The 12,005-nt window shown below is 75.5% G+C and carries 13 protein-coding genes; 5 read left to right on the top strand and 8 right to left on the bottom strand.

Annotated elements, in window-relative coordinates:
- Positions 1 to 8 precede the first annotated feature (8 nt).
- Complete coding sequence (locus tag AB0O19_RS23025) at positions 9 to 830, top strand: hypothetical protein (protein ID WP_363621900.1); 822 nt, start codon at positions 9 to 11, stop codon at positions 828 to 830.
- Between the two features lie 4 nt (positions 831 to 834).
- Here the strand turns inward: AB0O19_RS23025 and AB0O19_RS23020 are convergent, their stop codons facing one another.
- The 5 genes from AB0O19_RS23020 to AB0O19_RS23000 all read right to left on the bottom strand — a co-directional run bounded on the left by AB0O19_RS23020 (position 835) and on the right by AB0O19_RS23000 (position 4,965).
- Positions 835 to 1,176 carry a hypothetical protein gene (locus AB0O19_RS23020; RefSeq protein ID WP_363587318.1) on the bottom strand — a complete coding sequence of 114 codons (342 nt, stop codon included), beginning with the start codon at positions 1,174 to 1,176 and terminating at the stop codon, positions 835 to 837.
- 100 nt (positions 1,177 to 1,276) lie between these two features.
- Positions 1,277 to 1,441, bottom strand: a complete 165-nt coding sequence (locus tag AB0O19_RS23015) for a hypothetical protein (RefSeq protein ID WP_363621898.1) — start codon at positions 1,439 to 1,441, stop codon at positions 1,277 to 1,279.
- 208 nt (positions 1,442 to 1,649) lie between these two features.
- Complete coding sequence (locus AB0O19_RS23010; protein ID WP_363621963.1) at positions 1,650 to 2,831, bottom strand: cytochrome P450; 1,182 nt, start codon at positions 2,829 to 2,831, stop codon at positions 1,650 to 1,652.
- 178 nt (positions 2,832 to 3,009) lie between these two features.
- The gene (locus AB0O19_RS23005; protein ID WP_363587319.1) at positions 3,010 to 3,228 is read right to left on the bottom strand and encodes a ferredoxin; all 219 of its coding nucleotides are present in this window, start codon (positions 3,226 to 3,228) and stop codon (positions 3,010 to 3,012) included.
- Between the two features lie 195 nt (positions 3,229 to 3,423).
- Complete coding sequence (locus tag AB0O19_RS23000) at positions 3,424 to 4,965, bottom strand: ATP-dependent DNA ligase (protein WP_363621896.1); 1,542 nt, start codon at positions 4,963 to 4,965, stop codon at positions 3,424 to 3,426.
- 218 nt (positions 4,966 to 5,183) lie between these two features.
- Between AB0O19_RS23000 and AB0O19_RS22995 the strand changes: the two genes are divergently transcribed.
- The 3 genes from AB0O19_RS22995 (at position 5,184) to AB0O19_RS22985 (ending at position 8,489) form a co-directional block, all read left to right on the top strand.
- Entirely contained in the window at positions 5,184 to 5,651 is a 468-nt protein-coding gene (locus AB0O19_RS22995; protein ID WP_363621894.1) for a GNAT family N-acetyltransferase, read from the top strand.
- Positions 5,652 to 5,827: 176 nt separating this feature from the next.
- Positions 5,828 to 6,850 (top strand): CAP domain-containing protein, encoded by a 1,023-nt coding sequence (locus AB0O19_RS22990; RefSeq protein ID WP_363621892.1) that lies wholly within the window; start codon positions 5,828 to 5,830, stop codon positions 6,848 to 6,850.
- Positions 6,851 to 6,968: 118 nt separating this feature from the next.
- Positions 6,969 to 8,489, top strand: a complete 1,521-nt coding sequence (locus AB0O19_RS22985; protein WP_363621890.1) for a sigma-70 family RNA polymerase sigma factor — start codon at positions 6,969 to 6,971, stop codon at positions 8,487 to 8,489.
- A gap of 65 nt (positions 8,490 to 8,554) precedes the next feature.
- On the opposite strand, the gene AB0O19_RS22980 is transcribed toward AB0O19_RS22985, so the two are convergent.
- Positions 8,555 to 8,791: a hypothetical protein gene (locus AB0O19_RS22980; RefSeq protein ID WP_363585617.1), complete on the bottom strand. Its 237-nt coding sequence runs from the start codon at positions 8,789 to 8,791 to the stop codon at positions 8,555 to 8,557.
- Positions 8,792 to 9,101: 310 nt separating this feature from the next.
- On the opposite strand from AB0O19_RS22980, the gene AB0O19_RS22975 reads away from it, so the two are divergent.
- The gene (locus AB0O19_RS22975; protein WP_363621888.1) at positions 9,102 to 10,199 is read left to right on the top strand and encodes a chemotaxis protein; all 1,098 of its coding nucleotides are present in this window, start codon (positions 9,102 to 9,104) and stop codon (positions 10,197 to 10,199) included.
- A 354-nt stretch (positions 10,200 to 10,553) separates the two neighbouring features.
- On the opposite strand, the gene AB0O19_RS22970 is transcribed toward AB0O19_RS22975, so the two are convergent.
- On the bottom strand, positions 10,554 to 11,417 hold the full coding sequence (locus tag AB0O19_RS22970; RefSeq protein WP_363621886.1) for a hypothetical protein: 864 nt from the start codon (positions 11,415 to 11,417) through the stop codon (positions 10,554 to 10,556).
- Positions 11,404 to 11,928 (bottom strand): SigE family RNA polymerase sigma factor, encoded by a 525-nt coding sequence (locus AB0O19_RS22965; protein WP_363585614.1) that lies wholly within the window; start codon positions 11,926 to 11,928, stop codon positions 11,404 to 11,406. The genes AB0O19_RS22970 and AB0O19_RS22965 overlap by 14 nt, the downstream gene beginning before the upstream one ends.
- Positions 11,929 to 12,005: the final 77 nt, after the last annotated feature.

Below are 12,005 nucleotides of genomic sequence, written 5' to 3'. Positions count from 1 at the left end.
CCGCCGCCGTGCCCGACGCCGGCTTGGCCGGCGAGCTCGCCGAACTGGTCGAGCAGGCCGAGCAGCCCGAGGGCGAGTGGCGGATCGCCGAGTACCGGGCCGGCCGTGGCCGCGGCCGGGCCCTGGTGGCGAACGCGGCCCACCTGCTCGGCCGGGGCGGCCGGGTCGCCGCCAAGGGTGCCGTGTTCGGCGGCCGCGCCCTCACCGAGCAACTGGTGCGGGCCGCGCCGCGGATCCCGGTGCGCGACCTCGCCACGCTGCGCGCCCAGCACCCCGGCGCGGCCGACCCGGAGGCGCTGGCCGACCTGCTGGTCACCGGCGCGGCCCGGGCCTCCGGCGCGCTCGGCGCCGGCGTGGGCGCGGCGGCGATGCTGCCGGTGCCGCCCGCGATGCCGGTGGAGATCGCGGCGGAGACGCTCGCCGTCGCGGCCTTGGAGATCAAGCTGATCGCCGAACTGCACGAGGTCTACGGCGCCCGGGCGCCGGGCGGTGTCACCCAGCGGGCCGGGGCCTACCTGGGCGCCTGGGCCAACCGCCGGGGGATCGACGCGAGGCTGCTGTCCCGGCCGGCCGGGTTCGCCGCCCTGGCGCTCGGGGCGGAGGTGCGCCAGCAGGTCAGCCGCCGGCTCACCCGCAGCTCGCTGCGCCGCCTGCCGTCGCTCACCCCGCTGCTGGTCGGCGCCGGCATCGGCGCCACCGTCAACCGGCGCGACACCCGTCGGTTGGCCGTCGAGGTCCGCGCGGACCTGCGTGCGCGTCCCCCGGTCGACCGCGCCTACTGGGCCGCCGCGGCGCCGGCGGTGCGGGGCGAGGTCGTCCCGGGGGACTGAACAGCTAGGGCCTGTCCGGCGGGGCCGGGGCGGCCGCGCCCCGGCCGGCCTTGACGCCGTTCACCATCGCCTGGTGTATCGCCCGCGCGGTGGTCTCGTCCGCCGCCGGGACGGGGCTGCCGGTCACCGTGTACCAGTCCAAGGCGCCGGTGTACTGGACGGTGAGCCGGGCCTCGCCGTCCACCCAGGTGGTGTGCACGGTGAGGTCGCCGGAGATGGGGCCGATCTCGGTGGTGGTGACCCCGCCGGGTCCGCTGATGATCGACTGCGTGGTCCAGGTCGCCCACGACGTGCGCGGGTCGACGGGCGGTCGGGCCTGCCTGCCGTTTTGATCGTGTTCGGTCATGCGCTTATCCTCCCCCGCCGGTGAGTCGCTGCCCGGGCAGCGACACCTGCGGTCGCGAAGACCGCCCGGTCCCACCGGGCGGTCGGGTGCTCACAGCTGTTCAGCGGTCCGGACCGGACTCCTCCAGGGTGGGCTCGCCCTCCGCCTGGGAGGTGTCCTGCGCGTGCAGGTTCTGCATCGAGGTGATGCCCTCTTCGGGATCCGCGGCGCGGACGTCCTCGTCACGGTCCGTGCTCATCCCGGCCCGTTCGCTCATGTCGGTCATGGCGGGCTCCGTCTCCTCGGCCGGTCCGGGCGCGCTCCGAGCCGGGGTGCGGCAGGGCCGGGTCTGTCTCTCACCCCCCAGCCTGCCCCCGCCCCGGCCCCGGGGCCAGCCGAACGGGCTAGGGCGGGTCTGACAATTCCCGCCGGGCGCGCGTTGCCAGACACGACGCCCTGGTCGTCGGCCGGCCCCGCCCTCCGTCCGACAGCCGTCACCAGGTGACGGGCAGCGACCGCATTCCGTAGATGAACGCCTCCGAGCGGAACTTCCGGCCCTCCCCGGTGGCCGCCGGCCGCAGGCCGGGCAGCCGCCGGAACAGGGTGGCCAGGGCGATCTGGAGCTCGGCGCGGGCGAGCGGCTGCCCGAGGCACTGGTGCACGCCGAAGCCGAAGGCCATGTGCCGCCGGGCGTCCCGGTCGAGGTCGAGCTGGTCGGCCGGCCGCAGGTCGGCGCCGCCGAACATCTCCTCGTCCTGGTTGGCGGTGGAGATCAGCGCGATCACGCCCTCCCCGGCCCTGATCACGGTGCCGCCCAGCTCGACGTCCTCCAGCGCGACCCGGGGCAGGCCGTGGTCCACGATGGTCAGGTGGCGCAGCAGTTCCTCGACGGCGCCGGGCAGCGCGGCCGGGTCGGCCAGCCTGGCGATCTGCTCGGGCTGGTCGAGGAGCAGGGCGGTGGAGAGCGAGATCATGTTCGCGGTCGTCTCGTGCCCGGCTATCAGCAGCAGGATGCCGGTCGTGGCGACCTCGCCCGGCGTGAGGTCGTCCCGGACGGCGAGCCGGCTGAGGATGTCGTCGCCCGGCTCCTCCCGCTTGCGGGCGGCCAGGCCGCCGAGGTACTCGCGCAGTTCGTCCGAGGCGGCCTGAACCTCCTCGGCCGAGCTGTGCTTGTTGAGCAGGGTCCGGCTGAGGCCCTGGAAGCGGTCCCGGTCCTCGTACGGGACGCCGAGCAGCAGGCAGATCACCAGCGAGGGGACGGGCAGCGCGAAGTCGGCGACCAGGTCGGCCTCGGTCCGGCCGTCGGTCATCCGGTCGAGCGCCTCGTCGACGATCTGCTGGATGCCGGGGCGCATCGCCTCGACCCGCTTGACCAGGAAGTCGCCGGTGACCATCCGGCGCTGCCGGGCGTGCTCGGGGTCGTCGAGCCGCAGGAAGCTCGGGTTGGCGAGGAGGGCTTCCCGGCGGCCGGGCACCAGCATCGGGAACCCCTGGTGGCGGGCGTCCGCGCTGAACCGGCGGTCGGACAGGATGGTGCGGACCTCGGCGTAGCCGGTGGCCAGCCAGCAGGACTCGCCGTCGGGCAGGGCGGCGCGGGTGATGGGCGCCGTCGCGGCGGCCTCGGTGTAGGCGGGCGGCGGGCTGAACGGACAGCCGGCGTCGCGCGGGGCGGGCATCGGGAAGGTCCGGGCGGTGGGTGTGCTCGTCAAGGTGGGGTCTCCTTGCGTCGCAATGTCCTCGGGTGGGTGGGGTGGCGCCGGGGCCGACGGTTCGCGCGACGGCGGCCGGGAGCGGCGGTCGTCACGGTGGCCGGGGTCGGCGCGGGCGGGGGACCGTCGGGAGCCGGCGGGAGCGTCAGCCGGCGTCCTCGGCGGAGTCCTCCTCGGTGACGGTGATCGCGCCGCCCGGGCAGAGCTCGGCGGCGAGCCTCAGCACGGCGAACTGCGGGGGCTTGAACTCGGTCTGACGGAGGACCACCAGACTGTCCTGCTCGTCCTGGTCGAAGATCTCCGGAGCGTTCAGGACGCACATCCCGGAGCTGCAGCAGCGGTCCCGGTCGACGCTCACCTTCATGGTCGAGCACCTCTCGCCAGTGCGGCGCCGGGCGTCCGGCGGCCGCCTCTCGTTGTCATTGCCAACCTAACCGTCACCCTTGCGTCCACGGAGGGGCGATGCGGGGATCGTCCAGAATGGCCGATTCGGGTCGGAGCCGGTCCAGCGTCGCCGCAAAGGGGGTTTGAAATTGACGTTACTCCGCCAAAGGACGGCTCACAGCCCCTCGGCGGCGGCAATCTCCCGGACGGTGGCGACGGTGTCGGCCTCGGAGGCGCTCTTGTCCGGCCGGTAGCGCACCACCCGGGCGAACCGCAGGGCCAGCCCCGCCGGGTAGCGGGGGCTGCGCTGGAGACCGTCGAAGGCGATCTCGACGACCAGCTCCGGCCGGACCCGCACCGTCCAGTCGTCCCGCCCGCTCTCGCGGGCGAGGAGTTCGGCGGTCTGCCAGGCGAGCGTCTCGTCGGTGAGGCCCTTGAAGGTCTTGCCGAGCATCACCCACGGGCCCAGCCCGGGCTCGCCCGCCGCCCGGGCGCCCAGGTGCAGATTGCTGAGGAGGCCGCGCCGCCGGCCGCTGCCCCACTCGGCGGCCAGCACCACCAGGTCCAGGGTGTGCCGGGGCTTCACCTTGATCCAGCCGGCGCCGCGCCGCCCGGCCGCGTACCCGGCCGCCGGGTCCTTGACCAGGACGCCCTCGTGACCGCGGGCCAGGGTCTCGCGGAAGAACGCCAGTGCCCGCTCGCCGTCCCCGGTCTCGGTGCGGGGCACCCGCAGGCCCTCCGGCACCGCCTCGTCCAGCGCCGCCCACCGCTCCCGGCCGGGGCGGTCCACCAGGTCCTCGCCGTCCCGGTGCAGCAGGTCGAAGAAGAAGGCGCTGAGCGGGACTTCGGCGCGCAGCCGCTCCGGATCCCGCCGGGAGGCGGTGCGCGCGGCGGTCTCCTGGAACGGGCGCGGCCGCCCGTCGGGCCCGAGCACGATCGCCTCGCCGTCCAGCACCGCCGAGCGCAGCGGCAGCGCGAGCGCCGCCTCGGCCACCTCGGGGACGCGCGTGGTGATGTCGTCCAGGCCGCGGGTGAACACCGCGACCTCCGCGCCGTCCCGGTGCACCTGCACCCGGACGCCGTCCAGCTTCCACTCCAGGGCGGCCGGGCCGGTGCGCTCCAGCGCCGAGGCCACGTCGGGCGCGGAGGCGGCCAGCATCGGCCGCACCGCCCGGCCCACCTCCAGCCGGAACGCGGCCAGCGCGGGCGCCCCGCCGGTCAGCGCCGCCTCCGCCACCGCCCGGGCGGAGCCGCGGAACATCAGCGCCCGGCGCACCGCCGCCGCGGGCACCCCGGCCGCCTGGGCGACGGCGTCGCCGACCAGCGCGTCCAGCGCGCCCTGGCGCAGCTCGCCGACCAGCACCGCGCGCAGGAACGCCTGCTCGACCTCGGTCGCCCGGGCGAACAGCCCGGCCAGCAGCCGCCGCCGCTCGGCCTGCGCGCCGGGCCCGTGCACCCCGGCGATCCGCTCCAGCTCCCGTTCGGTCTCCCGGACGTCGAGCGAGGCCTCGGCGGCGGGCGGCGGCAGGTCGCGCAGGCCCGCCGGGCCGACGCCGGTGCGCAGCCGCCGCGACTCGCCCGACAGCAGGCCCACGGCCGCCGGGGCCTCGGCCGGGCCCAGTGCGCGCAGGCAGTCCGCGAGCAGCGCCGTCTTGGCCCGCCGTCCGGGCTCGGCGGCGACGGCGCGGGACGTCTGGGCCAGGTGCCGCAGCCGCATGGCGCTCCTCGGGTGGTGCGTGGCCGGGCGTCCAGGATCGGCCACCCGACCGGCCACCGCACGGCGGGCGGTGCGCCCGTACCGTGCCGGAGTGGAGTGCGCGGGCGGCCGGTCTTGGCCGTGGTGGAGCTCGGCGCGGAGCCGACGGCCCGTCATGCTGGCGCCACACCGCGGCCCGGCGACCCCGGGGCCCGCCCGCCCGATCGAGGGAGACCGAGTTGACCACCACGACCCGCTGGAGCGTCGGCGCGCCGGAGCGCGCCGACTACCCCGCCTGGCGCGAACTCTTCCGCGGCTACTGCGCGTTCTACCGGCTGCCGATGCCGGAGGAGAAGGCCGAACTGGTCTGGTCCTGGCTCCACGACCCGGACCACGAACTGGAGGGCCTGCTGGTCCGCGGCGGCGACGGCACGCCGGTCGGACTCGCCCACTACCGCCCGTTCGCCCGCCCCCTGCACGGCGCGGTCGGAGGCTTCCTCGACGACCTGTTCGTCGCGCCCGAGGTGCGCGGCGGCGGCGCGGTGGACCAGCTGCTGGCCCGGCTGCGGGCGATCGCCGCCGAGCGCGGCTGGAACACCGTCCGCTGGATCACCGCCGACGACAACCACCGCGCCCGCAGCAAGTACGACCAGGTCGCCACCCGGACCATGTTCGTCACCTACGACATGGCCCCGGACGCCCCGTGACCCGCGGCCGGGCGGCCTGAGGGCGTGCCTCGGGAGCGGGCCCCGGGCCCGGCCGCGGCCGGGCCCGCGGCCCTGCCGCCGGACATTCGTTCGGACTTTCTGTTATCGGGGCGTCGCCGGGTGGTCTCCCAGGTGTCGGCACCCGACCCGCCGACCCGGACAGAAAGCGTGGGCACGTGAACAGCGACGACAGGACGACCATCCTCCCGGCGAACGGTGCCGAGAGCGGTGCACGGAGCGGAGCCTCCGGCCGACCCGGCGGCCGCGCCGCGCGCCGGGCCGCCCAGCGGCACGCGGAACGCCCCGGAGGCCGGGCCCGCCGGGCCGGACGGCGCGGTCCGGTCGGCCCGGTCGCCGCCGTCGCCGCCGCCGTGGCCGGCACCGGACTGCTCGCCGCCCTGGTCGGCGCCGGCTACGCGGCCTACGGTGGCAAGCAGGCCGACCGGGACGCCACCGGCCAGGCGCTGGCGGCGGACGCCGCCCTGATAGCAGCCGAGGCCGGCACCCACGACGGCATCCAGGTCCCCGGCGCCGGGGGAGCGGGCCCCGACGTCGCCGCGCCGCCGGTCACCCCGGCCGCCACCGACCCGGCACCGGCCCCGACCAGTGCCGCCGCGACCACCCCCGCCGCCCCGGCGTCCCCGACGGCCCCGGCGACCGCGACGCCGACCCGGACGGCCACCGGGAGGCCGAGCCCGAGCACGCCCGTGACCGCTCCCGCCAAGTCCGCCGGCACCCCGGCCGCCGCGCAGCGCACCGGTGCCCCCGCCCCCACGAGCGCCTCGGCGCCCACCCCGGTCGGCGGCGGCGCCGCGCCCTCCTCCGCCCAGCAGGTCGTCGACCTGGTCAACGTCGAACGCGCCAAGGCCGGCTGCGGCCCGGTCAGCGCCGAGCCCCGGCTGGCCGGCGCCGCCCAGTCGCACAGCGACGACATGGCGGACCGCAACTACTTCGACCACGCCAGCCCCGACGGCGACCACGCCGACCACCGCATCGAGGTGACCGGCTACCGCTGGAGCACCTGGGGCGAGAACATCGCCCGCGGCCAGAAGGACCCGGCCGCGGTGATGGATTCCTGGATGAACAGCCCCGGTCACCGTGCGAACATCCTGAACTGCGCGTTCAAGCAGCTCGGGGTCGGTGTGCGGACCGGTTCCGGCGGCCCCTGGTGGACCCAGGTCTTCGCCGCCCCGGCCTGACCGGCCCTCCGGCAGGGTCCGTTTTCCGATTCCGCGCAAATTGTTGTTATCTGATCACTCACCACAGGTCTCCGAGGAGGCAGCGGCGAACGGAACACGGCAAGACGGAGTGCGGACCATGAACGCTGACGTGCAGAACAGGACCGGGACCACCCTGGTACGCGCGGCCCAGGCGGGCGACCGGCAGGCCCAGGAGGCGCTGGTCGCCGCCTGGCTGCCGCTCGTCTACAACGTCGCCGGGCGCGCCCTGGACGGTCACGCCGACGTCGACGACGTCGCCCAGGAGACCATGATCCGCGCCCTGGACGGCCTGGACGGGCTGCGCGAGCCGGAGTCCTTCCGCTCCTGGCTGGTCGCCATCACGATGAACCAGATCCGTCGTCGCCACGCCGCCGGCCAGCAGCAGCCCACCGTCGGGGGCCTCGACGAGACCTGGGAACTCGCCGACCCCAGGGCCGACTTCACCGACCTCACCGTCCTGCGCCTCGGCCTCTCCGGCCAGCGCCGGGAAGTCGCCGAGGCCACCCGCTGGCTCGACCCCGACGACCGCGAACTCCTCGCCCTCTGGTGGTTGGAGGCCAGCGGCGAACTCACCCGCGCCGAACTGGCCGAAGCCCTCGACCTGACCCCGCAGCACACCGCCGTCCGCGTGCAGCGGATGAAGAAGCAGCTCGAAGCCGGCCGGATCGTCGTCCGCGCCCTCGGCGCCTACCCGCGCTGCCCCGAACTCGCCGACGTCACCACCGGTTTCGACGGCACCCCCAACTCCGTGTGGCGCAAGCGCATCGCCCGCCACATCCGCGGCTGCGCCACCTGCGACCGCCTCGGCCGTGACCTCTTCCCCGCCGAAGGACTGCTGGCCGGCCTCGCCCTGGTGCCGATCCCGCTCGGATCGCCCGCGCTGCTGCACTTCCAGCACACCGCGGCCACCGTCGCCACCACCGCCCCGACCGCCGCGAGCACCCATGCGGGCTGGGCCGGGACCGCCGCGCGCAAGGCCGTCCTGGCGAGCGGTGCGGTGGCGGTGGTGACCGTCACCACCCTCGCCCTGGTCTGGTCGCACCCCGCCGACACCCCGAGGGAGGCGACCCCCGTACCCACCACCCCGGCCGCCGCTCCCGTCGCCCCGGTGCCCCCCGCGACCCCGGCCGCCGCCCCGGTCACCCTGTCGGCCACGCCCACGCCGACCCCCAGCGAGACACCGACGGCGACGCCGTCACCCACCGCCACCCGGTCGGTGGCCCCGCCGCCGCCCAGCCCGGAGCGCCAACTCGTCGACCTCGTCAACGTCGAACGCGGCAAGGCGGGCTGCGCCCCCCTGCGGATCGACCCGCGGCTGCACGCGGCCGCCCAGAAGCACGCCGACGACATGGTCGCCCGTGGCTTCTTCGACCACGTCAACCCGGACGGCGTCCGTACCGACGCCCGGCTGACGGCCGTCGGCTACCGCTGGTCCCAGTGGGGCGAGAACCTCGACCGGGGGCCGACGTCCCCCGCCACGGTGGTCGCCCACTGGATGGACGGCGGCATCCACCAGACCAACATGCTGGACTGCGGCTTCAAGGACGTCGGCGTCGGTCTGGCCACCGGCCCCGCCGGCACCTACTGGACCCAGGACCTCGGCTCCCCGCTGTCCTGACACCGCACCGCAGCACCGTCGTACCGCAGCACCGTTGTACCGCCGCGTTGTCGCGCTGCCGCGAGCTAGGCGGGGGTGACACCGACCAGTCCGTCGGCCGAGCCCGTCACGTACCCGGTCGCCTCCCCGACCACACCGCCCGCGTCCCCGACCTGCCCCGGCAACGCGTCCGGCGCGCTGGTCAGCGACCCGGACAGTCCGTCCTGCCCCCCGACGGCACTGGCGTGCGCACTCGGTGCGGTGAGCGAGGCCACGAAACCCACGGCGAGCGAGGCGACGGCGAGCATGCTGCGCTTCTTCATGGCGGGTCCAACGACGATCCGCCGGGCGGGTTACGAGGACGGCGGCGGATTCCCTCGTCCGTGGCCGTGCGGCCGGGGCCGCGGCACAGCCGCAGCCCGGTGACGGCCGGTCGGCCGAACGGTGGCGCCGCGGGCCCCGGACGGGCTGTCGGGCCCCGGGCCTTTTCCGGTGGCGGGAGGCGTGGGAGGGCGGTGGGATGGGGAGGGGTCGGGAATGATTCCGGCAAATCGGTTGAATCACCACACTTTCGGTCTCATCGACGTCGGTCTCATCGACCAGGACCCCCCACCGCGACACGAAGGGCACCCGATGCACGCAGCCGAGCTCACGCCAGCCGTCCTCGCCGAGCTGCGCCGCCCCCGGCGCTACCCGGCCGTCTCCGTTCTGCTGCCCACCCACCGCAGCGAGCCCGACAACACCCAGGACCCGGTCCGCCTGCGCAACCTCGTCGCCGAGGCGAAGAACCGGCTGCACGCCGACGAGGCGGTCAGCCGGGCCGACCGGCTGGACGTCGTCGAGCAGCTGGACCGCGCGCTCACCGAGGTCGACCTCGTGCACGCCGAGGACGGCCTGGTGATCTACGCCGCCCCCGGTGAGCACCAGGTGTGGTCCCTGCCGCGCCCGGTGCCCTCCCGGGTCGTGCTGTCCGAAACCTTCCTGACCCGCAACCTGGTCTCCGCCTACACCGCCGGTGCGCCCTACTGGGTGCTGACCGTCGCCGCCGACCGGGTCGCCCTGTTCAGCGGCAGCGGGGCGCACCTGGCCGAGCACACGGGTGCCGCCTTCCCGCTCGACCAGGTCCGGCCGGACTGGGACGTCGAGCGCCAGGAGCGGATCGGGGATGTACCGAGCACCTTCCGCGACGAGGAGACCCGCCGCTTCCTGCGTTCGGCCGACACCGCGCTGGCCGCCGTGCTGGAGGCCGACAACCGCCCGCTGTACGTGCTCGGCGAGGCCGCCGCGATCTCCCTGCTCGACGAGGTCGGCACCGCTGCCAAGCGGGCCACCGCCCAGGTCTCGCACGGCGGCCTCGGCCACGCCGCCGCCGCGGTGGCCGAAGCCGTCCGGTCCACGGTCGCCGAGCAGGGCAGCAAGGCCGTCACCGAGTTGCACGAGCGCCTCGACCAGGCCCAGGGCGTGAAGGGCCTGGCCGCCGGCATCGACGAGGTCTGGCAGACCGTCGCCGAGGGCCGCGCCGCGCTGGTCGCGGTGGAGGAGGACTACTGGCAGCCCGTCCGGGTGACCGACAACCACCTCGTCCCGGCGGCGGCCGGTGAGCCCGACGTCCGCGAGGACATGGTCGACGAGATCGTGGAGCGCGCCCTCGACACCGGCGCCAAGGTGCAGTTCGTCCCCACCGGCGAACTCGACGCCCGCGGCCACATCGCGGCCGTCCTGCGGTACTGACCCGCCCGGTACTGAACCGCCCGGTGCGGGCCCGGCACGGCACCGGGCCCGCACCGCCGTGTCACGGCCGCGTCAGGACCGGTGGAACGCCCGCCCGGCGGCACCCGAGGAGACCGACCCGACCCCGGGTATCAGCCCGCCGGTGATCGGCCGGGCGTCCGCACCGCGCAGGGCCGCCCCGCCGCCCGCGCCGTACCACCGCGCCGTCCACCGGTCGCAGCCCCCGGCAGCTACCCGTCGCCGCTCGCCATCCATGAGAGGACCCCCGTTCTCTGATCGTGCTCGGGACGCTAGCAGGAGCCACTGACACTGAGCCCAGGTCGGCCGGGTCGGCCAGGTCGGCCCGGACGGTCCTCAGCGGGTCGTGGTCGAGGAGGGAGTGTTCCCCTCGGAGGTCCGGATCGAGTCCAGCACCTGCTGTACCTGCTGGATCGTCACGTGCGACGGCTCCCGCAGGCAGGCCGTCAGCTGGATCAGCACCAGCGTGCCGGTCCGGGCGACGGCCCGATGGCCGATGAGCTCTCGGGTGCCGCCGCGTGTGAGGCATTCCTTGTCGAGCGTGATGTCGGAGGTGACGGCCAATGAGCTGGTGAACTTCCCGACCAGGTCCGGTTGGTCCACCAGCCGGAGGGAGAGGAGGGCGCCGCCGACGGGCAGCAGCGTGTTGGACGGGCAGGCGATGCCCGCCGTCCGGCAGGGGGACGTGGGGCTGATCGGCCCGGTGGCCAGGTAGCCGATGCCGTTCCGGGGGTCGCCGTTGAAGGTGCTCTGGCTGTACCAGCCGCTCGGCAGGTCGAGCGCCAGGTTCGGGTACGACGAGAAGTGGACCTGCGATCCGGGCGTCGGCATCGTGGTCGGTGTCGCGCTGGGGCCGATCGTCGGAGCGGGCGGTACCCCGCCCGGCACCGTTTCGGCCGGTCCGGTCACCCCCGGTCCCGCAGCCGTCCCCAGTCCCGCGCCCACTCCGCGCTCCGGCGTGGGCGCGATCGCGGGCGCGGCGGCCAGCGCCGTGGCGACCAGCCCGGCGGTCAGTCCGGCCCCGAGCCCGGCGGCCCGCCGTCGGCGCCGGGTGCCGATGGCGCGGGCGCGCACCCGTTCCATCCGGTCCTCGGGCGTGGCGAGCTCCGGTACGGCCTGGTGGAGCAGGATCCGCAGCTCCTCGCCCTCACCGCCGTCCGGCCTCGGGTCGTCCGGGTCCAGCAGGTCAGTACCGATCACGGGGTCCCCCCGCCAGCAGCAGTTCCCGGGCCGGCAGCCGGCCGCGCAGCGCGGCGAGCGCGCGGTGCGTCTGGCTCTTGACCGTGCCGGTGCTGCAGCCCAGGACCTCGGCGGTCTCCTCGACGCTGAGGTCCTCGAAGAAGCGCAGCACCACCACGGCCCGCTGGCGCGGCGGCAGGGCGCGGACGGCCTGGGCGACCACCTCTCCGAGCACCACCCCTTCGTACGGGTCCGCGCTCGCCGGCGGCGGCTCCGGCAGTTCGCCGTGCGGCAGTTCGCCGGTCCAGCGGCGGCGCCACCAGGAGACGTTGCAGTTGACCAGCACCTTGCGCAGGTAGGCCTCGGGCCGGTCGATGGAGATCCGGTCCCATTTGGGCCAGATCTTGGCGAGCGCGGTCTGCAGCAGATCCTCCGCCTGGTGCGGGTCGCCGGTCAACAGCCAGGCCACCCGCAGCATCTTCGGGCCGCAGGCGGAGACGAACTCCTCGAAGTCCGGTGTGCCATCCCTCATCCCGCCGTCCCCGCCATGGTGTCCGTGTCGTCCCTGTCAGCCGTGGCGGCCTGCTGGGCCGCGATCGTGGTGTCCTA

This window comes from Kitasatospora sp. NPDC091276 (assembly GCF_040684355.1).
GTDB lineage: Bacteria > Actinomycetota > Actinomycetes > Streptomycetales > Streptomycetaceae > Kitasatospora.
Note: the sequence above shows the minus strand (reverse complement) of the source record. Positions and strands in the feature narration are given on the sequence as shown.